27 protein-coding genes and 1 riboswitch are annotated in these 25,872 nt (G+C 63.9%); of the genes, 21 read left to right on the forward strand and 6 right to left on the reverse strand.

Going from position 1 to position 25,872, the window contains the following annotated elements; all coding sequences use genetic code 11:
• Positions 1-62 precede the first annotated feature (62 nt).
• Together narL and narQ are read right to left on the reverse strand one after the other, a co-directional pair.
• Positions 63-701, reverse strand: coding sequence for a two-component system response regulator NarL (narL, locus tag AB5Y53_RS18125; protein WP_039038841.1), 639 nt, complete (start codon positions 699-701; stop codon positions 63-65).
• Positions 701-2,413: a nitrate/nitrite two-component system sensor histidine kinase NarQ gene (gene narQ / locus AB5Y53_RS18130; RefSeq protein WP_041215515.1), complete on the reverse strand. Its 1,713-nt coding sequence runs from the start codon at positions 2,411-2,413 to the stop codon at positions 701-703. The genes narL and narQ overlap by 1 nt, the downstream gene beginning before the upstream one ends.
• 78 nt (positions 2,414-2,491) lie before the next feature.
• Positions 2,492-2,631: riboswitch (molybdenum cofactor riboswitch) on the forward strand.
• On the opposite strand from narQ, the gene moaA reads away from it, so the two are divergent.
• The 18 genes from moaA (at position 2,619) to AB5Y53_RS18220 (ending at position 17,527) form a co-directional block, all read left to right on the forward strand.
• Complete coding sequence (moaA, locus tag AB5Y53_RS18135; RefSeq protein ID WP_010674152.1) at positions 2,619-3,614, forward strand: GTP 3',8-cyclase MoaA; 996 nt, start codon at positions 2,619-2,621, stop codon at positions 3,612-3,614. Its footprint overlaps the riboswitch before it by 13 nt.
• Before the next feature lie 251 nt (positions 3,615-3,865).
• Entirely contained in the window at positions 3,866-4,375 is a 510-nt protein-coding gene (gene napF / locus AB5Y53_RS18140; protein WP_223916397.1) for a ferredoxin-type protein NapF, read from the forward strand.
• Complete coding sequence (locus tag AB5Y53_RS18145) at positions 4,372-4,674, forward strand: chaperone NapD (RefSeq protein ID WP_010674154.1); 303 nt, start codon at positions 4,372-4,374, stop codon at positions 4,672-4,674. Before napF ends, AB5Y53_RS18145 begins: the two co-directional genes overlap by 4 nt.
• A gap of 189 nt (positions 4,675-4,863) precedes the next feature.
• Positions 4,864-7,353 carry a nitrate reductase catalytic subunit NapA gene (napA, locus tag AB5Y53_RS18150; protein WP_368182773.1) on the forward strand — a complete coding sequence of 830 codons (2,490 nt, stop codon included), beginning with the start codon at positions 4,864-4,866 and terminating at the stop codon, positions 7,351-7,353.
• A gap of 16 nt (positions 7,354-7,369) precedes the next feature.
• Positions 7,370-8,104: a ferredoxin-type protein NapG gene (napG, locus tag AB5Y53_RS18155; RefSeq protein WP_368182776.1), complete on the forward strand. Its 735-nt coding sequence runs from the start codon at positions 7,370-7,372 to the stop codon at positions 8,102-8,104.
• A complete protein-coding gene (napH, locus tag AB5Y53_RS18160; RefSeq protein ID WP_368182778.1) occupies positions 8,101-8,976 on the forward strand; it encodes a quinol dehydrogenase ferredoxin subunit NapH in 876 nt (291 codons plus the stop codon). The genes napG and napH overlap by 4 nt, the downstream gene beginning before the upstream one ends.
• The gene (locus AB5Y53_RS18165; RefSeq protein ID WP_041212738.1) at positions 8,976-9,431 is read left to right on the forward strand and encodes a nitrate reductase cytochrome c-type subunit; all 456 of its coding nucleotides are present in this window, start codon (positions 8,976-8,978) and stop codon (positions 9,429-9,431) included. The genes napH and AB5Y53_RS18165 overlap by 1 nt, the downstream gene beginning before the upstream one ends.
• Before the next feature lie 11 nt (positions 9,432-9,442).
• Positions 9,443-10,033, forward strand: coding sequence for a cytochrome c3 family protein (locus tag AB5Y53_RS18170; RefSeq protein WP_010674159.1), 591 nt, complete (start codon positions 9,443-9,445; stop codon positions 10,031-10,033).
• Positions 10,034-10,227: 194 nt separating this feature from the next.
• Positions 10,228-10,734, forward strand: coding sequence for a molybdenum cofactor biosynthesis protein B (gene moaB / locus AB5Y53_RS18175; protein WP_039038846.1), 507 nt, complete (start codon positions 10,228-10,230; stop codon positions 10,732-10,734).
• Between the two features lie 50 nt (positions 10,735-10,784).
• Positions 10,785-11,279 (forward strand): cyclic pyranopterin monophosphate synthase MoaC, encoded by a 495-nt coding sequence (gene moaC, locus AB5Y53_RS18180; protein WP_151028417.1) that lies wholly within the window; start codon positions 10,785-10,787, stop codon positions 11,277-11,279.
• Positions 11,276-11,521: a molybdopterin synthase sulfur carrier subunit gene (gene moaD, locus AB5Y53_RS18185; RefSeq protein WP_010674162.1), complete on the forward strand. Its 246-nt coding sequence runs from the start codon at positions 11,276-11,278 to the stop codon at positions 11,519-11,521. The genes moaC and moaD overlap by 4 nt, the downstream gene beginning before the upstream one ends.
• Positions 11,522-11,621: 100 nt before the next feature.
• On the forward strand, positions 11,622-12,086 hold the full coding sequence (moaE, locus tag AB5Y53_RS18190; protein WP_045525345.1) for a molybdopterin synthase catalytic subunit MoaE: 465 nt from the start codon (positions 11,622-11,624) through the stop codon (positions 12,084-12,086).
• A gap of 54 nt (positions 12,087-12,140) precedes the next feature.
• Positions 12,141-12,863 (forward strand): molybdate ABC transporter substrate-binding protein, encoded by a 723-nt coding sequence (gene modA / locus AB5Y53_RS18195; RefSeq protein WP_041215507.1) that lies wholly within the window; start codon positions 12,141-12,143, stop codon positions 12,861-12,863.
• A 123-nt stretch (positions 12,864-12,986) separates the two neighbouring features.
• Complete coding sequence (modB, locus tag AB5Y53_RS18200; protein ID WP_194860098.1) at positions 12,987-13,667, forward strand: molybdate ABC transporter permease subunit; 681 nt, start codon at positions 12,987-12,989, stop codon at positions 13,665-13,667.
• On the forward strand, positions 13,664-14,719 hold the full coding sequence (modC, locus tag AB5Y53_RS18205) for a molybdenum ABC transporter ATP-binding protein (protein WP_368182780.1): 1,056 nt from the start codon (positions 13,664-13,666) through the stop codon (positions 14,717-14,719). Before modB ends, modC begins: the two co-directional genes overlap by 4 nt.
• Before the next feature lie 69 nt (positions 14,720-14,788).
• Complete coding sequence (locus AB5Y53_RS18210; RefSeq protein WP_167825173.1) at positions 14,789-15,565, forward strand: alpha/beta fold hydrolase; 777 nt, start codon at positions 14,789-14,791, stop codon at positions 15,563-15,565.
• A 113-nt stretch (positions 15,566-15,678) separates the two neighbouring features.
• Positions 15,679-16,722: a plasmid segregation protein ParM domain-containing protein gene (gene parM / locus AB5Y53_RS18215; protein ID WP_223302530.1), complete on the forward strand. Its 1,044-nt coding sequence runs from the start codon at positions 15,679-15,681 to the stop codon at positions 16,720-16,722.
• Positions 16,715-17,527, forward strand: a complete 813-nt coding sequence (locus AB5Y53_RS18220; protein WP_239053273.1) for a hypothetical protein — start codon at positions 16,715-16,717, stop codon at positions 17,525-17,527. Before parM ends, AB5Y53_RS18220 begins: the two co-directional genes overlap by 8 nt.
• Positions 17,528-17,598: 71 nt before the next feature.
• On the opposite strand, the gene moeB is transcribed toward AB5Y53_RS18220, so the two are convergent.
• Positions 17,599-18,354 carry a molybdopterin-synthase adenylyltransferase MoeB gene (gene moeB, locus AB5Y53_RS18225; protein WP_368182781.1) on the reverse strand — a complete coding sequence of 252 codons (756 nt, stop codon included), beginning with the start codon at positions 18,352-18,354 and terminating at the stop codon, positions 17,599-17,601.
• Complete coding sequence (moeA, locus tag AB5Y53_RS18230) at positions 18,351-19,577, reverse strand: molybdopterin molybdotransferase MoeA (RefSeq protein ID WP_368182901.1); 1,227 nt, start codon at positions 19,575-19,577, stop codon at positions 18,351-18,353. The genes moeB and moeA overlap by 4 nt, the downstream gene beginning before the upstream one ends.
• 370 nt (positions 19,578-19,947) lie before the next feature.
• Between moeA and folE the strand changes: the two genes are divergently transcribed.
• Together folE and AB5Y53_RS18240 are read left to right on the forward strand one after the other, a co-directional pair.
• Positions 19,948-20,604 (forward strand): GTP cyclohydrolase I FolE, encoded by a 657-nt coding sequence (gene folE / locus AB5Y53_RS18235; RefSeq protein ID WP_010674171.1) that lies wholly within the window; start codon positions 19,948-19,950, stop codon positions 20,602-20,604.
• A 251-nt stretch (positions 20,605-20,855) separates the two neighbouring features.
• Positions 20,856-22,505 (forward strand): methyl-accepting chemotaxis protein, encoded by a 1,650-nt coding sequence (locus AB5Y53_RS18240; RefSeq protein ID WP_043154240.1) that lies wholly within the window; start codon positions 20,856-20,858, stop codon positions 22,503-22,505.
• Between the two features lie 152 nt (positions 22,506-22,657).
• On the opposite strand, the gene AB5Y53_RS18245 is transcribed toward AB5Y53_RS18240, so the two are convergent.
• Positions 22,658-24,391, reverse strand: a complete 1,734-nt coding sequence (locus AB5Y53_RS18245) for a formate--tetrahydrofolate ligase (RefSeq protein WP_368182783.1) — start codon at positions 24,389-24,391, stop codon at positions 22,658-22,660.
• A gap of 66 nt (positions 24,392-24,457) precedes the next feature.
• Here AB5Y53_RS18245 and AB5Y53_RS18250 point away from each other — a divergent pair, with 66 nt between their 5' ends.
• Positions 24,458-24,859 carry a hypothetical protein gene (locus tag AB5Y53_RS18250; RefSeq protein ID WP_010674174.1) on the forward strand — a complete coding sequence of 134 codons (402 nt, stop codon included), beginning with the start codon at positions 24,458-24,460 and terminating at the stop codon, positions 24,857-24,859.
• Between the two features lie 8 nt (positions 24,860-24,867).
• On the opposite strand, the gene AB5Y53_RS18255 is transcribed toward AB5Y53_RS18250, so the two are convergent.
• The gene (locus AB5Y53_RS18255) at positions 24,868-25,770 is read right to left on the reverse strand and encodes a LysR family transcriptional regulator (protein WP_039038856.1); all 903 of its coding nucleotides are present in this window, start codon (positions 25,768-25,770) and stop codon (positions 24,868-24,870) included.
• Positions 25,771-25,872 lie beyond the last annotated feature (102 nt).

The following is a 25,872-nucleotide window of genomic DNA, read 5'->3' on the forward strand; positions in this document are numbered from 1 at the left end:
GGGAAGAGGGGGCCAGCAAGGAGGCACGGATGGTGACCCCTTGCTGGCAGGAGGCCGGGACCTCAGTTGCGCTGTTCCAGGTACATGACGGCTGCTTCGACGCGGCTTTGGGCCTCGAGCTTTTTCAGCAGGCTCTTGACGTGGACCTTGACGGTTCCCTCGGAGATATGGAGCACTGAGGCGACCTGCTTGTTGGACAACCCTTTGGCGATTTCACGCATGATCTGCATCTCGCGTCGGGTCAGGCTCTCCAGCTTCTGCTGCAGGTGGTCCAGCTCGTAGATGTTCTCGAGATAGGGACGTAGCGGCTCGCTCAGGATCTGCTTGCCGGTCATCACGTCAGCCAGCTGGGCCAGCAGCATGTCAGGCTCGGTGTCCTTGAGCAGATAGCCGTCCGCGCCTGCCTTGAGCAGGGCAACCACATCCTGGCGGGCGTCAGAGACGGTCAGGATCACCACGCGGGAAGTCACCTCTTCGGCCCGCAGCGCCTTGAGGGTATCGAGACCTGACAACCCCTTCATGTTGAGGTCGAGCAGGATAAGGTCCGGTTCGGACTCCTTGGCCATGGCCACGGCGTCGGTGCCGTTGGAGGCCTCGCCAACCACGTCGATGTTATCTTCCAACTCCAGCAGTTGCACAATTCCCTTGCGCATCAGGGGATGGTCATCCACGACCAGAACACTGTATTTCATCTCGTCCATCAGGCGTCTCTTGTTAGGCTGGTGGGAAAGGTCAGGTGTATGCGGGTGCCCCCGGAGGGCGGTTCACTGATGGTCAACTGGCCGCGCAATTTGCTGGCGCGTTCATTCATGATGCTGAGACCGTAGTGATTCACCGCCGAGCTTGCGCCCCTTATTCCAACACCATCGTCTGCAATCTGAACTTGGATGTTACCATCAGCCAGGGTCTCACAGCTAACGTCAATGTGCCGCGCGCTGGCATGCTTGATGGCATTGAGCACTGCCTCACGGATCAGCTGCAGGATGTGGATGTGCTGCCCCGCTTCAAGGTCGGTGTCCGTCAGTCCGTACTGGAGCCTGATGTCGGCGTGCGTCTGGGGTTTGAGCTGCTCGAGCATGACCGCGATGGCTTCACCCAGGTTGGCATCGCCGATGCTGAGGCGGAAGGTGCCGAGCAGTTCGCGCAACTGGGTATAGGCATTGCTGAGTCCCTCGTCGATCTGCTCCATGGCTGCCTCGGTCTTGGCCCTGTCTCCCTTGGCGAAGGAGCGTTTGAGCAGCGTGGCCTGGATCTTCAGGTAGGAGAGGGCCTGGGCGAGGGAGTCGTGCAGTTCACGGGCGATGACGGCGCGTTCTTCCATCAGCAGCAGGCGCTGGTGCTGCAGCAGGGTCTGATCCTTGTGCAGCACCTGGGCCAGCAACATGGAGAAGTTCTTCATCAGCCGCTCGTCGATGGGGTGGTCGCTTATCATGTCGAGCCGGCCGTACTCCTCGTCATCCATCTGCAGGTAGAAGCTCACCACGGCGTCCAGATCCCCCGGCCACCCCTTGCGACCTGTGATGTAGACCGGCATCGCATTGTGCTCGAAGCGGGTGAGGCGGATGTACTCGATGTGCTGGTGGGCGGCGGCCCGCTCCAGCAGCTTTTGCAGGGTGCGGCGGCTGAGGGGCGCCGCGTGCAGTTTCTGGGCGGTAGAATAGAGGAAGGAGAGGGTGTCGTTGGCCTGTTGCAGCTTGGCCGTTTTCTCCTCCACCTTGCTCTCCAGCTCCCGGTAGAGTTTGCCAAGCTCGTCGGCCATGGTCGCGAAGGCCCCCGACAGCTCTCCCAGCTCGTTCTCACAGTGGGGGGGCAGGGTGAGATCGAACTCCTGACGCTGGATCTGGCGTGCGCAATAGACCAACTGGTTGAGGGGCGCCACCACCTGCTGGCGGGTGAAGCGCACCGTGCACCAGGCGATGGTGATGATGGCGAGCAGACCCAACCCCTCTGCCAGGGCCAGCATGCGCACCTTGAACTCCACGTGGTACTGCATCTGGTTGACGAAGTCATCGATGGCGGCGACGAACTGTTCCGTATTGTCGGTATAACGGCTGGGGGTGGCATTCTCGATGTGTTCGCGCATCACTTGCCATTGCAGCAGGACTTCACCATAGGTGCGGCGCAGGGAGGCGGGCGTGATCCAGCGCTGGGTCTCCTGCAGCTCGGGGGCATGAAGGGTCTGTTCAAACTGGGCGAGCCGACCGAGGACGACCTGATCCTTCTCGATTTCATAGGCCATGCGGTAGGCCTGCATGCGCAGGGATCCCGACAGGTTGATGGCCTTGGCATCGGGAACTGAATAGAAGAGGGTGACCATGGCCACCACGGCGATCAGGCTGGCCATGAACAGGATCAGCACCATGGAGCGACCGATGGCGCTGCTGACCGACTGCACTCTGAACCATTTTCCCATGCCGACCGGCTCCCTTTTCACCCACAAAGACCCCACAAAGTAGCATGGGAGTGTACTCCAAGTTGTGCTAGCATCGAAAAACTAGATGAACTCCGAGCGATTTTGCCTAAGTCATTGAGATAGGGGGAGATCGCCGTCAGCCGATGTTCGAGCTGAAAGGGTCAGGAAAGAAATGCCCTGGCCTCCCGTATTTGGAAAGGTGTTTATGTTGCCACTTGAAGATGGTTTTTCCCGTCGCTTTTACTATTTGCGTCTGTCGGTCACCGACGTCTGCAATTTCCGCTGTACCTACTGTCTGCCGGACGGCTATCACCCGCCGAAAGGAGATGGTGAGGGGCGCCAGTCCTTCCTTTCCCTGGAGGAGATCCGTCGCGTCGTCTCCGGGTTTGCGGCCATGGGGACGCGCAAGGTGCGTCTGACCGGAGGCGAGCCCTCCCTGCGCCGCGACTTCACGGCCATCATCGAGACCGTGGCCAATACCCCCGGCATCGAGAAGGTGGCCATGACCACCAACGGGTATCGCCTCAAGGAGCGTGCCCGCGAGTGGTTCGATGCGGGGCTGACGGCCCTGAACGTCAGCGTCGACAGCCTGGATCCCCGTCAGTTCCACCAGATCACCGGCGAGAACAAGCTGGCGGAGGTGATGGCGGGGATAGACGCCGCCCTGAGTGCAGGTTTCCGGTCGGTCAAGATCAACGCCGTGCTGCTCAAGGGGCTCAATGATCATCAGCTCGAGACATTCCTCGCCTGGATCCGGGACAAACCCATCGAGCTTCGTTTCATCGAACTGATGCAGACCGGCGAGATGGACGCCCTGTTTCGCGATCACCATACCAGCGGTGAACTCATCAAGCAGCGCCTGCAAGAGAGCGGCTGGGTGCAGCAGCTGCGCGGCCTGGATGATGGCCCTGCCCAGGTGTTCACGCATCCGGACTCGAGGGGCGGGGTGGGGCTCATCATGCCCTACAGCAAGGATTTTTGCGCCGGTTGCAACCGGCTGCGGGTCTCCTCCAAGGGCAAGCTGCACCTGTGTCTCTTTGGCGACAATGGGGTGGAACTGCGGGATCTGCTCACCGATGACAGCCAGCAGGAGGCGCTGCAATGGCGTATTCGCCAGGCGCTGACCGGCAAGGCCGCCACCCATCGCCTCCATGAAGGCAATGCAGGCATGACCCCTCACCTGGCCTCCATCGGCGGCTGACAGCCGCCGCGCACCTCAAATAACCTTCGATTAATTATCAATCCTCACATAGGGGTAATTTACCTTGCCCCTGCTGTGTCTAATTGCGCCAAGGGTTTGATCCAGCGCAAGAATCCCCCCTGTTTATCTCCCTGGTGGTATATCCCCTGACTTGTCAGGGCCGCAATATACACCCACGCTTATAATTGGTATTGAAAATGCCAGTCACGGGATCCGCGCGGGGGCATCCGTCCCCGAAAAGAGGAGTCGATATGACCGACGGGGTCAACTTGTCACGCAGAGGCCTGTTTCGGGGACGCCTGAACGCCCCCAAGGCCGGGATCCAGTTGCCCTGGTCCGTCTCCTGGGACGAGTTCGTGGCCGGCTGTACCCGCTGCGGCGACTGTCTGGCGGCCTGTCCGGAGCAGATCCTGATCAAGGGAGACGGAGGCTTCCCCACGGTGGATTTTCACCGCGGCGAGTGCACCTTCTGCACCGAGTGCGTCAGCGCCTGCCAGGCGCCGGTGTTCAGGCCGACAACCCAGACACCCTGGGAGTATGTGGCCCATATCGAGGCGGGTTGTCTGGCCACGGCCCAGGTGTTCTGCCAGCGCTGTCAGGACAGCTGCGAGCAGCAGGCCATCCGCTTTTCCCCCCGGCTGGGGCGCGTACCCACCCCCAGCATCCATGCCGAGTCGTGCAACGGCTGCGGGGCCTGCGTGGCGGATTGCCCGGTGGGCAGCATCAGCATCGGTCTGTCTCGTGGCGAGGCTTCGCGATGACCCAAGAGACGAACAAGTTGGAAAACGGTGATATGACGCGAGAAGAGTTCCATGTATCCAGCTTGGTGGTGCTGACCCAGCCCGATCTGCGCCACGCCCTGGCAGAGCGGATTGCGACCCTGGACGGGGCCGAGATCCACGCCGTCAGCGAGGAGGGCAAGCTGGTGGTGACCCTGGAGGGGCCGAGCCAGCGCCCCATCATGGCGGCCATCGACACCATTCAGGGGTTGCCCGGGGTGCTCTCTGCGGCCCTGATCTACCACCAGTTCGATGAAATGGACGCCGAAGATGGGGAATAAGGCGTCATGTGGCAGAAGCGCAAGAGTCGTTCGCTGACCGCCACGGGTAATACACGGGATGCCGGGTCTGTTGTCTGCGTTCGATGAACGAAAAGCCCAGAGCAAAGGAATAAAGCGCCATGGAGCTGAGCCAGCGCGGCTCGTCACAATGGCTGTCATTGATGTGATTAAGCAATGCGAGGATATGTCATGAAGCTGAGTCGACGCGACTTTATGAAGGCCAATGCGGTGGCGGCAGCCGCTGCCGTGGCCGGTGTCAGTGCCCCCACTCTGGCGGCGAATCTGATCACCAGTACCGACAAGACCGCCATCACCTGGGACAAGGCGCCGTGCCGCTTCTGCGGGACCGGCTGCTCCGTGCTGGTGGGCTCCCAGGCTGGCCGCGTCGTGGCGACCCAGGGGGATCCCGATGCACCGGTCAACCGTGGCCTGAACTGCATCAAGGGCTACTTCCTCTCCAAGATCATGTACGGGGAGGATCGCCTGACCCAGCCCATGCTGCGCATGACGAACGGCAAGTTCGACAAGAACGGCAACTTCGCCCCCATCAGCTGGGATCAGGCCTTCGACATCATGGCCGAGAAGTTCAAGGCGACCCTGAAAGAGAAGGGCCCGACCGCCGTCGGCATGTTCGGCTCCGGCCAGTGGACCGTCTGGGAAGGCTATGCCGCCGCCAAGCTGATGAAGGCAGGCCTGCGCTCCAACAACCTGGATCCCAATGCCCGTCACTGCATGGCCTCCGCGGTAGTGGGCTTCATGCGTACCTTCGGCATGGATGAACCCATGGGCTGCTACGACGACATCGAGCAGGCCGACGCCTTCGTGCTGTGGGGCTCCAACATGGCCGAGATGCACCCCATCCTCTGGTCGCGCATCTCCGATCGCCGTCTGTCCCACCCGGATGTGCAGGTGCACGTGCTCTCCACCTTCGAGCACCGCAGCTTCGAGCTGGCGGACAACGGGCTGGTGTTCACCCCCCAGACCGATTTGGCGATCCTCAACTACATCGCCAACTACATCATCCAGAACGACAAGGTGAACTGGGAGTTCGTCAACAAACACACCCAGTTCCGCAAAGGGGTGACCGACATCGGTTACGGCCTGCGTCCCACCAACCCGCTGCAGCAAAAGGCCAAGAACCCGGACAGCGGCGACTCCACCCCCATGAGCTTCGAGGACTTCGCCAAGTTCGTGGCAGATTACGATCTGGAGTCCGTCTCCAAGCTCTCCGGTGTGCCCAAGGACAAGCTTGAGAAGCTGGCCCAGATCTATGCGGATCCGGACAAGAAGGTGGTCTCCTACTGGACCATGGGGTTCAACCAGCACACCCGTGGCGTCTGGGCCAACAACCTCTGCTACAACATCCACCTGCTGACCGGCAAGATCTCTCAGCCGGGCTCCGGCCCCTTCTCCCTGACCGGCCAGCCCTCCGCCTGTGGTACCGCCCGTGAAGTGGGTACCTTCGCCCATCGTCTGCCGGCGGACATGGTGGTCACGGATCCCAAACACCGCGCCATCGCCGAGAAGATCTGGAAGCTGCCGGAAGGCACCATCCCGGAGCAGGTGGGCTACCACGCCGTGCTGCAAAACCGCATGCTGAAAGACGGCAAGCTCAACGCCTACTGGGTGATGTGCAACAACAACATGCAGGCCGGCCCGAACATGAATGAAGAGGCGCTGCCCGGTTATCGCAACCCGGCCAACTTCATCGTGGTGTCCGACCCTTATCCGACCGTGACCGCCCAGGCGGCTGACCTTATCCTGCCCACCGCCATGTGGGTGGAGAAAGAGGGGGCCTATGGCAACGCCGAACGTCGCACCCAGTTCTGGCACCAGCAGGTGAAGGCACCGGAAGGGGCCAAATCCGACCTGTGGCAGCTGATGGAGTTCTCCAAGCGCTTCACCGTGGAAGAGGTGTGGCCGGCCGAACTCATCGCCAAGATGCCGGAAGTGAAGGGCAAGACCCTGTTCGACGTGCTCTATGCCAACGGCCAGGTGAATCAGTTCCCGAAAGAGCAGAGCAAGGGGGCCCTGAACGACGAGGCCGAGCACTTTGGCTTCTACGTCCAGAAGGGGCTCTTTGAGGAGTACGCCTCCTTCGGTCGCGGCCATGGCCACGACCTGGCGCCGTTCGATCAGTATCACGAAGCCCGCGGCCTGCGCTGGCCTGTGGTGGACGGCAAGGAGACCCTGTGGCGCTATCGCGAAGGGTTTGACCCTTATGTGAAAGCGGGGGAGGGGGTGCGTTTCTACGGCAAGCCCGACGGCAAGGCGGTGATCTTCGCGTTGCCCTATGAGCCGGCTGCCGAAGCTCCGGACAAAGAGTACGACATGTGGCTCTCCACCGGTCGCGTGCTGGAGCACTGGCACACCGGCACCATGACCCGCCGGGTCCCCGAGCTCTATCGCGCCTTCCCGGATGCGGTGCTCTTCATGCACCCGGAAGATGCCAAGGCTCGCGGTGTGCGCCGTGGGGAAGAGGTGATCGTCTCCTCCCGCCGGGGCGAGGTGAAGACCCGGGTCGAGACCCGTGGTCGCAACCGTCCGCCCAAGGGATTGGTGTTCATGCCCTTCTTCGATGCGAGCCAGCTGGTCAACAAGCTGACCCTGGACGCCACCGATCCGCTCTCCAAAGAGACGGATTACAAGAAGTGCGCCGTCAAGGTCATGAAGGCCTGAGGCGGGGGAGCGCGAGATGAGTCGTAGTCGGCGCCAGTTTCTGGCCGACATGGCCAAGGGGGCCTGCGGTGTGGGCCTGCTTGGCGTGGGGCTCGGCGGCATGGCGCGCCAGCAGGTGCAGGCCGTGCCTGCCCAGGCGCTGCGCCCGCCGGCGGCCCTCGACGAGGCCGAGTTTCTCGGCGCCTGCGTGCGCTGCGGGCTCTGCGCCCTGGCCTGCCCCTACGACACTCTCAAGCTCGCCCGGCTGTTTGAACCCGTGACCACCGGCACCCCCTACTTCAAGGCGCGCGCCGTCCCGTGCGAGATGTGTGAAGACATCCCCTGCGTGGCGGCCTGCCCGAGCGGGGCGCTGGATCAGGGCATGACCGACATCGATCAGGCACGGATGGGGGTGGCGGTGCTCATCGATCACGAGACCTGCCTCAACTACCTGGGGCTGCGCTGCGACGTCTGCTACCAGGTCTGCCCCCTCATCGACAAGGCCATTACCCTGGAGCTGCAGCACAACCCGCGCACCGGCAAGCACGCCATGTTCCTGCCCACGGTGCACAGCGATCTCTGCACCGGCTGCGGCAAGTGCGAGCACGCCTGCGTGCTGGAGGAGGCGGCCATCAAGGTGGTGCCTCGCCAGCTCGCCAAGGGAGAGATTGGCCACCACTACCGGCTCGGCTGGGAAGAGAAGGCGAAGGCGGGCAAGTCCCTCATCGGCGACAGGCTCACCCTGCCGACCCGCAAACCGGAGGGTCTATGAGTCGGTATCCAGGGGTCGAGGCCACGGCCAGGCTGGGGTGGTGGCGTGCCCACCGCTTCCTGCTGATGCGCCGGCTTTGCCAGTTCGGGGTGCTGGGGCTATTCCTGCTGGGGCCGCTGGCGGGCATCTGGATCCTCAAGGGCAACCTCTCCAGCTCCCTGCTGCTGGAGACGGTGCCCCTCACGGATCCCCTGACCCTGTTGCAGTCGGTGGCGGCGGGCCAGTGGCCCATCCCCACCCTGTGGCTCGGGGCCGGGCTGGTGCTCGCGGGTTACTGGCTGGTCGGGGGGCGGGTGTTCTGCTCCTGGGTCTGTCCGGTCAACCTGGTCACCGATGCCGCCGCCTGGCTCAGGGGGCGGCTCGGGCTCAAGGGCAATGGTCAGTTCAACCGCGCTACCCGCTACTGGCTGCTGGCCATGGTGCTGGTGGCGCCGGCCATCACAGGCGTGCTGGTGTGGGAGCTGGTCAATCCGGTGTCGCTCACCCTGCGGGGCCTGCTGTTTGGCATGGGGGCGGGCTGGGGCCTGCTGGCGGTGCTGTTCCTGTTCGACCTTTTTGTGGTGGAGCGGGGCTGGTGCGGCCACCTCTGTCCGGTGGGGGCCTTCTATGCCCTGGTCAACCGGGTCGGGTTCATCAAGATTGCAGCCTCGGGGCGCGAGCGGTGCAGCAACTGCATGGATTGTTATGCGGTCTGCCCGGAGCGTCCCATCCTGCGCGGCCCCGTTCACGGTGCCAGGCGTGGTCACGGGCCCTTGATTGCGGCTCAGGAGTGTACCAACTGCGGCCGTTGCATCGATGTCTGCGCGGAGCAAGTTTTTGAAATCACTGTAGGTTTTGCCGTCAAGGCAGAGAAAACGTCGGAGAACACATAATGAAGAAGCTGATTGGAGCAATGCTGGCCTGCCTGATGGCGGGTTCCTTGATGGCGGCCGTCCCCGAGATCACCAACAGCACGGGGGGCATCAAGTCGGAGCGGGGAAGCACGGATCTGGTAACGGATGCCGACGCGGCCCCTCTGAAGAACTTTCGCAAGGATGGCGACCTCTACGATCGCCAGTACATGCACCAGCCCCCGCTGATCCCCCACGACACCCGCAACTATGAAGTGGACAACAAGGTCAACAAGTGCCTGGCCTGTCACAGCTTCAAGAACGCCAGTGCCATGAAGGCCCCCAAGATAAGCCCCACCCACTTCGAGACCCGCGACGGCATGACCCTGGGCGAAGTCTCTCCGCGCCGCTACTTCTGTCTGCAGTGCCACGTGCCGCAAGCGGACGCCAAGCCGCTGGTGAACAATACCTTTAAACCGGTTGAAGCGCTGAACTGAGGAGCCCATAGATGAAATTACCCGGCTTTGTGAAGCGTCTGTGGACCACCTTCAAGTCACCGTCGAAGGCGGCCCTCTGGGTCATCCTGCTGATGGGCTTCTTCGGTGGCGTCATCTTCTGGGGCGGGTTCAACACCGCCATGGAAGCGTCCAACACTGAGGCCTTCTGCACCGGTTGCCACGAGATGAAGGACAACGTGTTCGTGGAGTACCGCGACACCATCCACTACGCCAACCGCTCCGGCGTGCGGGCCAGCTGCCCGGATTGCCACGTACCCCACGAGTGGACCTACAAGATCATCCGCAAGGTACAGGCCTCCAAGGAGCTGTGGGGCATGATCACCGGCAAGGTGGATACCCGCGAGAAGTTTGAATCCCACCGGCGGGAGATGGCCGAGCGGGAGTGGCAGCGGATGAAGGAGACGGATTCGCGCGAGTGCCGCAACTGCCACAACTTCGAGTACATGGACTTCTCCCTGCAAGGGCGTCGGGCCGCCCAGATGCACTCCACCAACCTGGCAAGCGGGGCCAACACCTGCATCGACTGCCACAAGGGGATTGCGCACCAACTGCCTGACATGAAAGGGGTGCCAGGCTTCTGATGGGAAGGCCGCCGGATCCTCGGGATCCGGCGGCCTTCGAGATTAATGGGCAATGACGCCCCCCCAGCCAGATATCTTTTGATAGAATCCCTTCCCGGCAACGCGGCGCCCACCGGCTCCTTTTATGACTGGCACCACGGTGCGGCGCGTTCACCTCATCCTCTCGTGGTCAATGATTGACAGGAATGGCCCCAATGGCACCCAAACACAGCGAATTCATCCCTCTCAAGATCGCCGTCCTGACGGTTTCCGACAGTCGCACCGCCGCCGATGACAGCTCGGGGGACTATCTGGTCGAGGCCCTGACCCAGACCGGCCACGTGCTGGCCGATCGGGCGCTCTGTCCAGACAACCTGTTTCGCATCCGTGCCCAGGTGAGCGACTGGATTGCCGACGAGGGAGTCCAGGTGGTGCTCATCAACGGCGGCACCGGCTTCAACGAGCAGAACCGGGTGCCCGAGGCGGTCGGCGTGCTGTTCGAGCGCACGGTGCAGGGTTTTGGCGAGATGTTCCGCCAGCTCTCGTTTGCCGAGATCAAAGGCTCCGCCATGCAGAGCCGTGCCCTGGCAGGGCTCGCCAATCGCACCCTGATCTGCTGCCTGCCCGGCTCCACCGGCGCCTGCCGTCTGGGCTGGGAACAGCTTATCCGGGATCAGCTCGATGCCCGTACCCGGCCGTGCAACTTCGTGACCCATCTGTGATCCCGGGAGTAAACCCGGATCATCCATCTTATTTTTCGATAGGGGCATAGATGAACCTGACCCATCTCAACCAGAGCGGCGAGGCCCACATGGTGGATGTCACCGACAAGCAGGTGACCGAACGCGAGGCCCGCGCCGAGGCTTTCGTGACCATGGCCCCCGAGACCCTGGCGTTGATCCTGAGCGGTCAGCACCACAAGGGGGACGTGTTCGCCACCGCCCGCATCGCCGGCATCATGGCGGCCAAGAAGACCGCCGATCTTATCCCACTCTGCCATCCCCTGGCCCTGACCCGGGTGGAGGTAGAGATAGCCCCCCAAGTGGCGCACAATCGGGTCCATATCCGCACCCTCTGCAAGCTCTCGGGCAAGACCGGGGTGGAGATGGAGGCGCTCACCGCCGCCTCGGTGGCGGCCCTGACCATCTACGACATGTGCAAGGCGGTGCAAAAGGACATGGTGATCGAGCAGGTGCGTCTGGTGGAGAAAAAGGGCGGTAAATCCGGTCATTTCCAACTGGGTGAGACCAAAGGAGAGCAGGCATGATCAAGGTTCTGTTTTTTGCGCAGGTGCGTGAGCTGGTCGGCTGCGACGAGCTGAGCCTGCCTTGCGACTACGCCAGTGCCGATGCCCTTCGCGCCGCCTTGAGCGAGCGGGGTGACAAGTGGGCGCTGGCGCTCGAATCCGGCAAGCTCCTGGTGGCGGTCAACCAGACCCTGGTGCCGCTGGATACCCCCCTCCATGACGGGGATGAGGTCGCCTTCTTCCCGCCGGTGACCGGAGGTTAAGGATGAACGAGATAATGACCGTAGATCGCACCACTGAGCTGTGGGACTGTGGTGAGGCCGCCTTCTTCCCTCTCCTTCCAGTGACGACCGGAGGCTGACCATGACCGATCGCATTCTGGTGCAGCGGGCTGACTTCTCGCTGGCTGACGAATATGCCCGCCTCGCTGCCCGGCAGGACACAGGCGCGATTGTCAGCTTTGTCGGCAAGGTGCGCGACTTCAATCAGGGGGAGCATGTGAAGGGGCTGGCCCTCGAACACTACCCCGGCATGACCGAGAAGGCGCTGGCGGGCATCGTGGCCGAGGCCCGCAGCCGCTGGCCCCTGCAGGAGTGCACCCTCATTCACCGCATCGGAGAGCTGCTGCTCGGGGATCAGATCGTGCTGGTGGTGGTGAGCAGCGCCCACCGTGAGGCGGCTTTCGAGGCCTGCCACTTCATCATGGATTTCTTGAAGACCCGGGCGCCGTTCTGGAAAAAAGAACTGACCGCCGACGGGGTGCAACGCTGGGTCGAGGCCAGGGCGAGCGATGACGCCGCCCTGGCCCGCTGGCAACAAGGGGAGTGAGCCTCGGGCTCGCGTCAATCGATCCGGCCGTGCCGGAACATAAGGAGCAAAGGAATGAAGAGATGGGTATCCGTGTTGGTGCTGGGGGCCGGCGCCATGTACAGCGGTGCTGTGCTGGCTGACGAGGTCAAGGTGGCGGTGGCGGCCAACTTCAAGGGCACCATAGAGCGCATCGGCAAGGAGTTCACCGCCAAGACCGGCCACAACGTCGTCATCAGTTCGGCGGCCACCGGCGTGCTCTATACCCAGATCACCCACGGTGCGCCCTTCGATCTCTTCCTCTCGGCCGACGTGGCGACCCCTCAAAAGCTGGAGTCGGAAGGCAAGGGGAGCGAGCGCTTCACCTATGCCATCGGTCAGCTCGGCCTCTGGCAGAAGGGGGGGCCTGCTCCTGACGAGGCCACCTTGCGCCACTGGCAAGGGGAGCTAGCCATCGCCAATCCCAAGACAGCGCCCTATGGCGCCGCCGCCATGGCGACCCTGGCTCATCTCAAGATCGATCCCAAGCAGTATCGGGTGCTGACCGGCACCAACATCAGCCAGACCTGGCAGTTCGTCGACACCGGCAATGCGAAGCTGGGCTTCGTCGCCTGGGCCAATCTGGTGGAGGCGGGCAAGACCGGCGAAGCCTGGGCGGTGCCGGCCAGCTTCTATCCCCCCATCGAGCAGCAGGCCCTGGTGCTGAAGAAAGGGGCGGCGGTGGATGCCCTGGTCGCCTGGCTCAAGGGGCCGGGACAGGCGCAGATCAAGGCGGCGGGTTACGCCCTGCCGCAGTAAGCGCCCGGCGTCTGTCGGGGGCCGGTCAGCCCCGTGCTGGCCAGATCCGGTGCCTGACGTGTCCCAAGGCGGCGCCCGTCATGACGGCGCCCTGTTTTTTATCGACACCCGAGAGGGGACCCTATGAGTGAAGGGGATCTGCTGGCGGTCTGGCTGACCCTGAAACTGGCGGCCAGCACCACTGCCATCCTGCTGCTGCTGTCGCCGCCGCTCGCCTGGTGGCTGTCTCGCAGCCAGCACCGGCTGCGCCCCCTGGTGGAGGCCATGGTGGCCCTGCCGCTGGTGCTGCCGCCCACCGTGCTCGGTTTCTATCTGCTGCTGGCCTTCTCCCCGGAGTACGGCCTCGGTGGCTGGTGGCGGGAGACCTTCGGGGCCCCGCTCGCCTTCAGTTTCCTCGGCCTGCTCATCGCCTCCATCATCTATTCGCTCCCCTTCGTGGTACAGCCCCTCACCTCCGCCTTCGTCAACATGGGCAACAAGGAGCTGGAGGCTGCCGCGACCCTGGGGATGGGCCCGTTTGAGCGTTTCTTTCGCATCATCCTGCCCATGACGCTGCCCAGCTTCGTGATGGCGGCAGCGCTGGGCTTTGCCCACACCCTGGGGGAGTTCGGGGTGGTGCTGATGATTGGCGGCAACATTCCCGGGGAGACCCAGGTGCTCTCCATCGCCCTGTTTGATCACGTGGAGGCGATGGATTACCAGAATGCCCATATTCTGGCAGGCGGCCTGATGGGCTTCTCCCTGGTGATGCTGGTGCTGGTCTACGGCGTGCTGCAACGCCGGCAACGGAGGCTGTTCGGATGAGCCTCTACCTCAAGGCCAGACGTGATTTCGGCCCCTTCACCCTGGCGTGCGATCTGGCTCTGCCCCCCAGCCGCATCCTCGGCCTGTTCGGTCCTTCGGGTTGTGGCAAGAGCACCCTGCTGCGCATCATCGCCGGGCTCGACAGGGCCCCGGGCGATGCCCTGCGCTGGCAGGGGCGCGAGCTTGCAGCCCTGCCCCCCGAGGCGCGGCGCATCGGGCTGGTGTTTCAGGATGCACGTCTCTTCCCCCACCTGAGCGTGCTCGGCAACCTGCAACTGGCGGCTCGCAAGGGGAGGGGGCGCTGGCAGCCAGAGGATCTGGCTGCGCGCCTCGGCTTTGCCGATCTGCTGGGGCAACCGGCCCACGGCCTCTCCGGCGGGCAGCGTCAGCGGGTGGCACTGGCCAGGGCCTTGCTGGCCGAGCCTCATCTGCTGCTGCTGGATGAACCCTTCTCGGCGCTGGACAGGCGCAGCCGCATCCATCAGGCCCACGTGCTCAAGGGCTTGCAGCAGGAGAGCGGCATCCCCATGATCTTCGTCAGCCACGCCATGGAGGAGGTGAGCCTGCTCTGCGATGGACTGGTGCTGCTGGCAGAGGGACGGGTGGAGGCCCAGGGCACCCCAGAGGAGATCTTCGCCCGCACCGACCTGTCGCTGGCCAGTCGCGACGACGTCGGGGTCATGCTCTCGGCAACCCTGGCCCACTACGACGAGCACGAGCAGATGGCGACCCTGCGACTCGGGGATCAGACCCTGATGGTGACCATGGAGCATGCCCCCGATGAAGCAGGCCCCTTGCAGATCAAGGTGGCGGCGCGGGATCTGGTGATCGCCACCGAGCCCATCGTGCACTCCAGCCTCTCCAACTGCCTCGAGACCCGGCTGCTGGAGGTGCGGGAGGTGCGACCGGGGCAGACCCTGTTGCAGTTGGCTCTCGGGCAGCAGATACTGCTGGCCCGGATCACCAGCCGCTCCGCGCAGCGGCTCGCCCTGACGCCGGCCATGCGCCTCTACGCCTACATCAAAGCGGTGAGCCTGGTGGGAGAGGGGTAGACAGGGGACCGGAGTACGGATTGGCTGGTCATGAGTGGCCGGCATGGCGTCGAGAAAGGGGGGGGACGGGTGCGTCGCAATCAGGTAATGAAATCCCATGGCTTGGCCCTGCGCAGTGCGGGGGAGGGGCCCTTGCTGCTCTTGCTGCACGGGCTGGGCTCTTCCAGCCTCGACTGGCAGGCGCAGATCGAGCGTTTTTCCGAGCGCTACCGGGTGGTGGCCATGGACTTGCGCGGCCACGGCCAGAGCATGCAGGAGGGGCCCTTTGACGTGCCCACCCTGGCGGCGGACGTGGCCCGCTGGCTCGACGAGCAGCCCGAGCCTGCCTGGGTAGTGGGGTTGTCGCTCGGTGCCATGGTGGCGCTGGAGCTGGCGCTGCAACTGCCCCACAAGGTGCAGGGGCTGGTGCTGGTCAACGGCTTCAGCGAATTTCTGCTGGAGACGCCAAAGGAGCAGGAGCGCTATGCCATGCGCCTCAAGTGGCTGCGCTGGTTCGGCATGCGGCCGCTGGCGTGGTGGCTCGGTCGCGAGCTCTTTCCCGGCCCCGATCTCGCCCAGGTGCGCCACACCTTCCGGGGGCGCTTCGTGCGCAACAAAAAGAAGACCTACAAGGCGCTGCTGGAGGCGCTGCCCGGCTGGTCGGTGCGGGCTCGTCTCGGCACCCTCTGGCAGCCGGTGGCCATCATCTCCACCAGTCACGACTATCTGCCCCTGGCGCGGCGGGTGGAGCAGTTCGCCTCCCTGCCCAATGCCACCATCCACACCCCGGATGGTCACCACGCCTGGCCGGCGGAAGATCCCGCCGGGTTCAATCATTTGCTTCACCGGATTTTAGAAACCCATTAGACTTGTCGCCTTTTGACCTTGATCCCCCGTGTATGTATTGGTCCGATCGCCTTGCCAGTGGCAGATGGCAAGGCAATCGGACCCATCTTGCCCTATTGAACAGGTATTTCCTCATGTCTGAAGTAATGAAAATGGCCATCGACGATGGTTCAACCAACGTCAAGGTGAGCTGGATTGAGAACAAGGTGCTCAAGACCATCATCTCCCCCAACTCCTTTCGCAAGGATTGGAAGAGTGCTGCCTTGCGCAAGGACAAGAAGATCTACAACTACGAGATAGGCAACACCAAGTACACCTACGACGCCACCTCCGACAAGTCCCTGGCCACCACCCACGTGGAGTACCAGTACGACGATCTCAACCTGCTCTCCGTGCACCATGCCCTGTTGCAGACCGGCGTGACCCCCTGCGATGTGGCCATCACCGTGACCCTGCCCATCACCGAGTTCTACAACCCGGATGACTGTCAGCGCAACGAGGAGAAGATCGAGAAGAAGCGCCGCAACCTGATGCGGGCCATCAGCCTCAACAAGGGTGAGCTGTTCAACATCGTCAGCGTGGAGGTGATGCCGGAAAGCCTGCCGGCGGCGCTCTCCCGCCTGATTGGCTCGGGCTGCAACGAGTTCACCAAGACGCTAGTGATCGACTGCGGTGGCACCACCCTGGACATGGGGATCATCGTCGGCGAGTTTGACGACGTTTCCGATGTGTATGGCAACAACGAGATCGGCGTCTCCATGGTAACCGACGCGACCCGCAAGGCGCTGGCGGCGGCAGACAGCGATTCGAGCTATCTGGTGGCCAACGAATTCATCAAGCGCCGCCACGACATGAGCTTCGTGCGTGACGTGGTGAACGACGAGAGCCAGATCCCGAAGATCCTCGAGAAGATGCAGAACAAGATCGACGAGCTGGGCTCCCAGGTGGCCCACGAGGCGAAGAAGTTCGCCAAGAACCCGAACCGGATCTATCTGGTCGGTGGCGGCGCGTCCCTGATCGTCGATGCCATCAAGGCTGCCTATCCGACCCTGGGGGAGCGGGTGGAGCTGCTGGACGATGCCCAGTCCGCCCTGGCGCGGGAGATCTGCCTCTACACCACGGAAGAGGAAGAGGTGTACCGTGAGGCGCCCGTGATGGCCGAGGTCGGCGATGAGTAGTCAACTCAAGCGCATGACCTTCTCCATCTTCATGGATCCGGGTGCGCTGGAGTCTGATCGCTATGCGGCCGGGATCTTGCAAAGCTGGTATCAGCGGGCGCGCAAGATCCAGGACGACGTGGAGGAGTTCGACTTCTCCAAGAGCCGTTTTCACAAGGACATCTACCTCAGCGGCATGTTCCTGTATGTGCTGGCACCGAGCCTGTGCAAAGGGATGGCCAATGCCTTCGGTCCGGAGCAGGTGAACCTCTCGACCCTGCGCCATGTCTTCGCCAGTTGCGGCTTCGATCTGGGGGAAGGGAGTGCGCCCGTGGCGACCGATACCCTGATCGATGAAATCGTGGCCAGGCTGGCTCCCCAGCTGGGGCAGGGGGACAACCGGGGGCTGGCGGATGAAATCGTTCAGCGTCTGGGTCAGCAGGCGGCGGCGCCACTTCCGGACAGCCTGGTGGACGAGATTGTGAGCCGCATCGGCGAGCAGCAGCCCACCGGGCTCTGGGACGAGCTGAAGCAGGGGCTGCCGGCCCCGCTCGATCACGATCTGCTGGCAGAGGCCATCGCGGGCAAGCTGCCGACGGCGGGGGGAGAGGCGGATCTGGCCCCCCTTGCAGGCAGCATCCAGCTGCTCTCCCGCCAGTTGGAGGAGCAGTCCCGGCTCATTCGCGAGCAGCACCGCCTGATCCAGCGCCTGGCCAGCCAGCCCGTCCGGGGGGCTGGCTCGTCCGAGCTGGCCGAGCCCCTCATCGAGGATCTCTCGAACCAGGTGGCGAGCATGAAGAAGGTCAAGGCGAAGGGGATCTTCTAGGCCCTTTGTGACGACCCGCAGCCCAATGAAAAAAGCCGAACCCCGGGGTTCGGCTTTTTTGTGGGCGCTGCTCAGGGTCTTGAGCAGACCGGGCAGTCGGGGCGCTTGGGAAGCTTCAGCTCGCGAAAGCTGCCACCCAGACCGTCGATCATCAGCAGGCGGCCGCTGTAGCTTTTGCCCATGCCCGCCAGCAGCTTGATGGCCTCGAGCGCCTGCAGGCTGCCCACCAGCCCCACCACGGGGGCCAGTACCCCCGCCTCGACACAGGTGAGGGCCTGATCGCCAAAGAGGGCGCTGAGACAGGCGTAGCAGGGTTCATCCTCCTGCCAGGTGAAGCTGCAGAGCTGCCCTTCCAGCCGGATGGCGGCGCCGCTGACCAGGGGCACCTTGTGCTGGCGGGCACGCTGGTTGAGGAGGTTGCGGATGGCGACGTTGTCGGTGCAGTCGAGCACCAGCTGATGGCCTGGCAGCAGGGCATCGAGCAGCGCCTCATCGGCGAGGGTGGCGTGGGTCTCCACCTCGAGCCAGGGGGTGAGGGCGCGCAGGGACGTCGCCGCGGACTCCACCTTGAGCTGGCCGATGCGCGCGTCGCTGTGCAGCACCTGGCGCTGCAAATTGGAGAGCTCCACCCGATCGAAATCCACCAGGGTGAGGTGGCCGACCCCGGCCACCGCCAGATACTGGCTGGCGGCGCAGCCGAGGCCCCCGGCGCCTATGACCAGCACGCGGGACTGCTTGAGCGCCTCCTGCCCCTCGAAGTCGAAGGATTTGAGCACGATCTGGCGGTTGTAGCGAAGGAGTTCTGCGTCGCTCAGGATCTCGCTCACAGCAGCAGCCCCGAGAAGGGCTCGACGGTGACCGTCTCACCGGCGGCCACCTTGCCGCGCTCCTGTTCGAGCACGATGTAGCAGTTGGCCCGGGACAGGGAGCTGAACACCCCGGAGTCCTGGGAGCCGGTGCTGCGTACCTCGAGGCCATTCGGGCCCACGCTCACTATGCCGCGCTGGAAGTCCAGGCGCCCCGGGCTCTTCTTGAGCGGCTCTGTCGCCAGGGCCTGGAGGGGGTGCGGGCGTGCAAACTGCTGGCCGGCCAGTCTGGCCAGAGCCGGTTGCACCAGCTGATCGAAGGTGACCATGGCGGAGACCGGGTTGCCCGGCAGACCGAAGAACCAGGCGTTTGGCAACCGGCCAAAGGCGAAGGGTTTGCCCGGCTTGATGGCGAGCTTCCAGAAGCCAATTTCCCCGAGCTCTTCGAGCAGTTGCTTGGTGAAGTCCGCTTCCCCCACCGAGACGCCCCCGGTGGTGATCAGGGCGTCGGCCTCGCGGTCGGCCTGCAAGAAGGCTGCGCGCAGGGCCGCCGGATCATCGGGAATGATGCCAAGGTCCAGGCACTCACAGCCCATGCGGCTCAGCATCGCCTTGACCCCGTAGCGGTTGGAGTCGTAGATGTCCCCGTGCTGGAGCGGGGTGCCCAGAGGCTTGAGCTCGTCCCCTGTGCTGAAGATGGCGATCCTGAGGGGACGGCGCACCGTGACGTTCGCGATGCCAAGGGAGGCGAGCAGCGGCAGCTCTCTGGGGCTCAGGCGAAGGCCGCTTTCGAGCACCCGGGCGCCCTGCGCCAGATCCTCGCCCCGGCGACGGATGTTCTGGCCAGGCGTGGGCGCGGTCAGAAAAGTGATCCCGTTGTCGCCGGCTTGCGTTTCTTCCTGCATCACCACAGCGTCTGCACCCGGGGGCACAGGGGCCCCGGTCATGATGCGGATGCAGTGGCCGGCGGGCCACTCCCCCTCATAGGGTTGGCCCGCAAAGGCCTTGCCCGCCACGGGGAGCGGCACCCCGGCGGCGAGATCCGCCAGGCGCACGGCATAGCCGTCCATGGCGGCGTTGTCGAAGGGGGGGACGAAGAGGGGGGAGCTTATCTCCTCGGCCAGGATCCGATCCAGCGCCTGGGGCAGGGGCAACCGCTCCGTCTCGCAGCAGCAGGTGAGTTGTTCCAGCATCCCTTGCAGGGCCTTGTCCAAGGGGAGGAGTGCACCGGTATCGAATCCCATCATCATGACCTCTCTGGTGTGTAGGGGGCGGATTATCCCAAAAATCCGCTCCGATGGGCAGGCCGAAGGTGTGGTAATGGGGGGCAGATGCCCCGGAGTGATCGGATTCTGGGGCGCTATCCCGTTGAATTACCTCCTGATGGGTAACCAGGGCGAGGCTTGCGCGGGATAGCGGGTGGGGAAGAGGCGGCACGGCCGTGCGCCTTGCCCCCGAATGGGCAGGCCGGTGCGGACAAAACGGGGTGGTTTGGCATAAAGTCGGGCACCGGGCTTGAGTTAGACAGAATTATGACAATAATCGCCCTGTAAGATTGCGCCGCGGCACCATGCCGCAGGCCAGCACAGTCCCTGAGCGTGGGAGAGAAACACGATGACGAGCTTAAGCCAGGAAGCCCTGTTGGTCAGGGCGGCGCTCGAGGCCGAGGGCCTTGAGACACCTCTGGTGGCCAATGAATTGAGCGGCCAGCAGAAAAAGGAAAAAATCGAAGGTCATATGCGCGCCATCATGGAGACGCTGGGACTGGATCTGGCCGACGACAGTCTGGCCGAGACCCCGCACCGCATTGCCAAGATGTACGTGAACGAGATCTTCTCCGGCCTCGACTATGCCACCTTCCCCAAGGTGACGGTGATCGAGAACAAGATGAAGGTGGACGAGATGATCATGGTGCGGGACATCAGCCTCACCAGCACCTGCGAGCACCACTTCGTCACCATAGACGGCTTTGCCCACGTGGCCTACATTCCCCGCGGCAAGGTGATTGGACTGTCGAAGATCAACCGCATCGTGCAGTTCTTCGCCCGTCGTCCCCAGGTACAGGAGCGGCTGACCCAGCAGATCCTGCTGGCGTTGCAGACCCTGCTTGGCACCAGGGACGTGGCCATCAGCATCAAGGCGACCCACTTCTGCGTGAAGGCCCGTGGCGTGATGGACTCCACCTCCTACACCACCACCACCTCCCTGGGCGGCGTCTTCAAGACCCAGCCCGACACCCGCGCCGAGTTCCTCGGTGGTCTGAAAGGGTAGTGCTCCCGGGGCCTGTCGCCGACAGGCCCCGTCTCCTTTCCCTCACTTTTTTTGAAAAATACCTAAAGTTGTGACCGTGCCGGTCGCTATGGCTCTCCGTGTTGTCGGACGGTCTGGTTGACGCCGACACCCCCGGGCCCGCCCTTGTGCGCGCCGACAGGGACGAGATGTGCTGCCAAGGAGGGTAGTGAAGGCGCAGGCCAGGCCTGCGCCCAGCAATGCCACTTGTTTTCCCCCATGCAGGACATGCCATGAACACCATGACGATAGGCAAAAAACTTACCGCCGGCTTTGCCGTACTCGGCCTGATGATGGCCTTTATCGGCGGCTTCTCGCTGTTTGAATTCAGCAAGATGAACCGCGCCGCCATCGGCTTTACCGACAGTATCCTGCCCGCCGTCGTGCGCACCAGCACCCTCGGCGAGACCATCAATGCCCTGCGCCGCTACGAACTGGATGTCTTCCTGGTGGCGGACGATGCCCAGCAGAAGGCCCGCTATCGCAACGAGAGCGAGAAGAGCCTGCAAGAGGCTGCGCGCCAGATAGTGGCCCACGATGGCACCATCTGGGCGGAGGATCGGGAGGAGCGCCGCGCCTTTGACATCGTCAAGGCGGACTGGGAGCGATATGTCGCCCTGCACCAGCGCATCCGGCAGATGCAGGACTCGGGACAGATGGCCGAAGCCCGGCACCTCTTCATGGGGGAGGGGGTCACCCTCTACACCACCCTGAGCAAGTCGGTGGGGGATCTCATCCGCATCAACCACGGCTACTCCGTGGGCTCCCGCGCCGAGGTGATCGCCGCCTTTGACAGCGCCAAGCTGAGTGTGACCCTGGCCCTGGTGATCGGCCTGGCCTTGGTTGTCGCCCTCTCCGTGGTGCTGACCCGCCAGATCCGTGACCCGCTCATCATGCTGGCCCGTCAGGCCCAGCGCATTGCGAGCGGCGATCTCGGTCGGGGCGAGCTGCAGGAGTGGATCCGCGGCAACCGCTTCAACCGCGACGAGCTGGGCCAGCTGGGGTCGGCCATCGACCGGATGCAGGGGGCTCTGGCGGAGCTGGTGAGTGAAATCTCCGGTTCGGTGAGCCAGCTCAGCAGCGCGGTAGAGGAGGTGAGCGCCATCTCCGAGCAGTCCGCCAAAGGCATGGCAAGTCAGCAGGGAGAGGTCTCTCAGGTCGCCACCGCCATGAACGAGATGCAGTCCACCGTCAATGAGGTGGCTCGCAACACCACGGACGCCATGGGGGCGGCCAAGCAGGCTTCCCGCACCTCCACCCAGGGCAACCAGGTGGTGCGCAGCGCCATCGGCAGCATAGAGCAGGTTTCCCGCCAGATAGAGCAGGCCGGGAGCGTGGTGCAGCAACTGGAGACCGACAGCGCCAGCATCAGCATGGTGCTGGACGTGATTCGCGGCATCGCCGAGCAGACCAACCTGCTGGCCCTCAACGCGGCCATCGAAGCGGCCCGGGCCGGCGAGCAGGGGCGTGGCTTTGCGGTGGTGGCAGACGAGGTGCGCAGTCTGGCCCAGCGTACCCAGGCGTCCACCGCCGAGATCAGCAAGATGATCGAGGTGCTTCAGGAGCGTACCGCCGAGGCGGGCAGCGCCATGCAACTGAGCCGTCAGCAGATGCAGGAGAGCGTGGAGCTGGCGCGGGAGGCGGGGAGCAGCATCGACAGCATCAACGGTGCCGTCACCCAGATCACCGACATGAACACCCTGATCGCCACCGCCACCGAGCAGCAGAACGCGGTCACCGAGGAGCTCAATCGCAGCATCGTCAAGATCCACACCGCCGCCGACGAGAATGCCCAGGGGGCGCAGCAGACCGCCCAGGCCTGTGTCGAGCTGAGCAAGCTGGCCAATACCCTGCACCATATGACCCAGCGTTTTACCCTGTAAGCCTTGTTCGGCAGATAGCAGAAGGCCCCGCCAATCGGCGGGGCCTTGTCGTTTCTGGCTGGACCTGGGCGCCGTCAGCTCAGGTCGACAATCTCCCCGTCATCGTCGATGTCCATATGGTGTTAAGGGAGGGCAGGCTGCCAGCCTGCGCGTCAGCTCAGGCCGACAATCTCCCCGTCATCGTCGATGTCGATATGGCGATAGGCCGGCAGGCTGCCCAGGCCCGGCATGGTCATGATGGGGCCCGCCAGGGCATAGACGAAGCCTGCCCCCGCGCAGAGTTTCACCTCCTCGATGGGGACCTCGAAGTCCGTCGGCACGCCCTTCCTGGCGGGGTCATGGCTGATGGAGAGCGGCGTCTTGGCCATACAGACGGGCAGGTGATCCTGACCCTCTGCCGAGAGTCTGGCCAGTTGCTGGCGCGCCTTGTCCGAGAGGGTGACGCCCCGGCCACCATAGCCGCACTCCACCAGGGTGGCGAGCTTGGCGGCAAGGCTCATCTCATCGGGGTAGAGCAGCCTGACCTCACTGGGCTGCTTGCAGGCCGCCACCACGGCGTGAGCCAGATCCGCCGCACCCGCGCCACCGTCAGTGAAGGCCCGGGAGAGGGCGACCCCACAGGCACCGGCCTGGCGCGCCGCCGCCTCCAGCAGGGCCAGTTCGGCATCGCTGTCGGTGGGGAAGCGGTTGATGGCGACCACCACGGGCACCCCGTAACGGCGGGCGTTGTGAATATGCCAGGCGAGGTTGGCGCACCCCGCTGTCAGGGTGGGCAGATCTTCCCCTTGCAGGCTGGCCGGCAGCGGCTGGCCCGGCCGGATGTCGAGCAGGCCGCTGTTGGCCTTGAGGCCGCGCACCGTGGCCACCAGCACCACGCAGGCGGGGGGAAGGCCGGACTGGCGATACTTGATGTTGAAGAACTTCTCCAGCCCCATGTCGGAGCCAAAACCCGCCTCGGTCACCACATAGTCGGCAAGACCCAGCGCCATGCGATCGGCGATGACGGAGGAGTTGCCGTGGGCGATGTTGGCAAAGGGGCCGGCGTGGACCAGCACAGGGGTCTGCTCCGTGGTCTGCATCAGGGTGGGCTTGAGGGCGTCTTTGAGCAGCACCGTCATGGCCCCCGCCACTTCCAGCTGCTCGGCGGTGATGGGCTTGCCGCGCTGGTCGAGGGCGAGCTGGATGCGGCCGATACGCGCGCGCAAGTCCTTGAGATCCCTGGCCAGGGCCAGAATGGCCATCAGCTCGGAGGCGGCGGTGATGACGAAGCGATCGGGGCGCTCGACCCCATCGGCAGCGCCGCCCTGGCCGAGGGTGAGGTGGCGAAGCGACCGGTCGTTCATGTCCAGGGTGCGGGGCCAGAGGATGTTGGCCGGGTCGATATCGAGCCGCGCCAGACCGGTTCTGGCGCTGAACTGGTCACCGAGTTTGCGTTCATGGAACAGGCGGGCATCGAGGGCGGCAGAGGCCAGGTTGTGGGCGGCGGTGAGGGCGTGAAAATCCCCGGTGAGGTGCAGGTTCATCTCCTCCATCGGCACCACCTGGGCCATGCCGCCCCCGGCGGCGCCCCCCTTGACGCCGAAGACGGGGCCGAGGCTCGGTTGGCGAATGGTGGCGATGCTGGGCTGGCCGATGTGGTTGAGCCCCATGGAGAGGCCGATCGTGGTGACCGTCTTGCCCTCCCCAAGGGGGGTGGGCGTGATGGCGCTCACCAGCACCAGCTTGCCGGGCTCGCGGGCGGGGGCGTGATGGAGCAGCGCGAGGTCGAGTTTGCCCTTGTAATGGCCGTGGGGGTGGAGATGGGCGGCCGCTATGCCGAGCTGTGCTGCCACCTCGGCGATGGGCAGGCGGGGGGACTGGCGGGAGATCTCGATATCGCTTAGCATCAGCACCTCGTTGGCATGTCAGGTCAAATATGCGGCGAAGTCTAGAGGAATCAACAGGGTAATCCAATGAGCAATACTATTTTATCCGGCAGTCGTGAGCCCCATCAAAGCCCCATCCTGCTGGATCTCAACGCCCTCTATCACCCGCCCAAACGGCCCCTCACCGCCCTTGGCATCGTCAGCGCCTTCATTCCGCTCTTTGGTTACGGCTGGCAGGCGATGACCCAGGATCCCGAGACCCACTTTCGCCACGAGCTCGGCAAGCGCATCAACAAGCACAAGAGCGACGAGGCGAACCTCGCCCTGATGATGCAGTTGGCGGCCATGCTGGATTGCCACTGCCTGCACGTCACCCTGCCCTATGCGCTGGGGGAGGCCGAGCTCGCCGCCTTGCGCCAGCGTCTGCCACGCTGGCAGATGAGCCAGCAGGATCACCTGCTGGTGGCCGAGCTGATGCCCACCCCCTGAGCCCGGGCTCAGGTCTCCCTGTCCCAGTAGTGGGGCGCCAGATAGCGCTCCTGCACGAATTCGATGAAGCAGCGCACCTTGGCCGACACGAAACGGCGGTGCGGATAGAGGGCATAGAGCCCCACCTGCCCCTTCTCCCACTCCAGCAACAAGGGGACCAGCGCCCCCGAGCGCAGCGCATCCCCCACGATGAAGGTGGGCTGCAAGATGATGCCCTGGTGGTCGCAGGCGGCCCGGGTCAGGGCCACCCCGTTGTTGGCGCGAAGGGGCCCCTGGGGACGGATGCTGTGCTCCTCCCCATCCCGTTTGAAGACCCAGTCCGGCTGGGTCAGGGTGTAGATGAGGCAGTCGTGCTGCTTGAGATCCTCCGGGGTCTTCGGCCTGCCCCGGCGGGCCAGGTAGTCGGGGCTGGCGCACACCACCATCTTCATCATGGCGAGCGGCTTGGCCACCAGGGAGGAGTCCGGCAGGTTGCCGATGCGCAGGGCCAGATCGAACCCCTCCTCCACCAGGGCCACCCGCCGGTCGCTGTACTCAATCTCGAGCTTCAAGTCCGGGTAGCGCTCGCGAAACAGGGGCAGGGCGGGGGAGAGGTGCAGGTAGCCGAAATCCATGGGCACCGAGAGCTTGAGGGTGCCCTGGGGCTGCTGGTTGTTGTGGGTGAGCTGGCTGTGGGTCTCTTCCAGCTCCGCCAGCAGGGCCAGGGAGCGCTGGTAGTAGAACTGGCCCGCCTCGGTGGGATTGACCTGGCGGGTGGTGCGCGACAGCAGCCGGGTGGAGAGGGACTCCTCGAGCTGCTGCATCAGCTTGGAGGTCATGGCGACCGAGATCCCGAGCTGATGGGCGGCCTTGGTGAAGCTCTGGCACTCCACCACCTTGATGAAGGTGCGCATGGCGGCTATCTGATCCATATTCCACTCTCGGTTGATAATTATTTTAATAAATCGATGATTATCTATTCTCGATAGGAGGTTAGCATTTTGGACACCGTTGTGAACCCCCAATGAAGGAAC

This window comes from Aeromonas sp. R7-5, from assembly GCF_040908015.1.
Classification (GTDB): Bacteria; Pseudomonadota; Gammaproteobacteria; order Enterobacterales; family Aeromonadaceae; genus Aeromonas; species Aeromonas caviae.

Excerpts from the sequence above, each read along its gene's own strand:
- AB5Y53_RS18145 (WP_010674154.1), top strand. The coding sequence starts at position 4,372 with ATGACCCAAGAGACGAACAAGTTGGAAAACGGTGATATGACGCGAGAA.
- moaC (WP_151028417.1), top strand. The coding sequence starts at position 10,785 with ATGAACCTGACCCATCTCAACCAGAGCGGCGAGGCCCACATGGTGGAT.
- AB5Y53_RS18165 (WP_041212738.1), top strand. The coding sequence starts at position 8,976 with ATGAAGAAGCTGATTGGAGCAATGCTGGCCTGCCTGATGGCGGGTTCC.
- moaB (WP_039038846.1), top strand. The coding sequence starts at position 10,228 with ATGGCACCCAAACACAGCGAATTCATCCCTCTCAAGATCGCCGTCCTG.
- napG (WP_368182776.1), top strand. The coding sequence starts at position 7,370 with ATGAGTCGTAGTCGGCGCCAGTTTCTGGCCGACATGGCCAAGGGGGCC.
- AB5Y53_RS18240 (WP_043154240.1), top strand. The coding sequence starts at position 20,856 with ATGAACACCATGACGATAGGCAAAAAACTTACCGCCGGCTTTGCCGTA.
- narQ (WP_041215515.1), bottom strand. The coding sequence starts at position 2,413 with ATGGGAAAATGGTTCAGAGTGCAGTCGGTCAGCAGCGCCATCGGTCGC.
- moaA (WP_010674152.1), top strand. The coding sequence starts at position 2,619 with ATGTTGCCACTTGAAGATGGTTTTTCCCGTCGCTTTTACTATTTGCGT.
- moaE (WP_045525345.1), top strand. The coding sequence starts at position 11,622 with ATGACCGATCGCATTCTGGTGCAGCGGGCTGACTTCTCGCTGGCTGAC.
- modC (WP_368182780.1), top strand. The coding sequence starts at position 13,664 with ATGAGCCTCTACCTCAAGGCCAGACGTGATTTCGGCCCCTTCACCCTG.
- AB5Y53_RS18170 (WP_010674159.1), top strand. The coding sequence starts at position 9,443 with ATGAAATTACCCGGCTTTGTGAAGCGTCTGTGGACCACCTTCAAGTCA.
- moeA (WP_368182901.1), bottom strand. The coding sequence starts at position 19,577 with ATGGGATTCGATACCGGTGCACTCCTCCCCTTGGACAAGGCCCTGCAA.
- AB5Y53_RS18245 (WP_368182783.1), bottom strand. The coding sequence starts at position 24,391 with ATGCTAAGCGATATCGAGATCTCCCGCCAGTCCCCCCGCCTGCCCATC.
- modA (WP_041215507.1), top strand. The coding sequence starts at position 12,141 with ATGAAGAGATGGGTATCCGTGTTGGTGCTGGGGGCCGGCGCCATGTAC.
- AB5Y53_RS18255 (WP_039038856.1), bottom strand. The coding sequence starts at position 25,770 with ATGGATCAGATAGCCGCCATGCGCACCTTCATCAAGGTGGTGGAGTGC.
- napF (WP_223916397.1), top strand. The coding sequence starts at position 3,866 with ATGACCGACGGGGTCAACTTGTCACGCAGAGGCCTGTTTCGGGGACGC.
- folE (WP_010674171.1), top strand. The coding sequence starts at position 19,948 with ATGACGAGCTTAAGCCAGGAAGCCCTGTTGGTCAGGGCGGCGCTCGAG.
- modB (WP_194860098.1), top strand. The coding sequence starts at position 12,987 with ATGAGTGAAGGGGATCTGCTGGCGGTCTGGCTGACCCTGAAACTGGCG.
- napH (WP_368182778.1), top strand. The coding sequence starts at position 8,101 with ATGAGTCGGTATCCAGGGGTCGAGGCCACGGCCAGGCTGGGGTGGTGG.
- narL (WP_039038841.1), bottom strand. The coding sequence starts at position 701 with ATGGACGAGATGAAATACAGTGTTCTGGTCGTGGATGACCATCCCCTG.
- moaD (WP_010674162.1), top strand. The coding sequence starts at position 11,276 with ATGATCAAGGTTCTGTTTTTTGCGCAGGTGCGTGAGCTGGTCGGCTGC.
- parM (WP_223302530.1), top strand. The coding sequence starts at position 15,679 with ATGTCTGAAGTAATGAAAATGGCCATCGACGATGGTTCAACCAACGTC.
- AB5Y53_RS18220 (WP_239053273.1), top strand. The coding sequence starts at position 16,715 with ATGAGTAGTCAACTCAAGCGCATGACCTTCTCCATCTTCATGGATCCG.
- AB5Y53_RS18250 (WP_010674174.1), top strand. The coding sequence starts at position 24,458 with ATGAGCAATACTATTTTATCCGGCAGTCGTGAGCCCCATCAAAGCCCC.
- napA (WP_368182773.1), top strand. The coding sequence starts at position 4,864 with ATGAAGCTGAGTCGACGCGACTTTATGAAGGCCAATGCGGTGGCGGCA.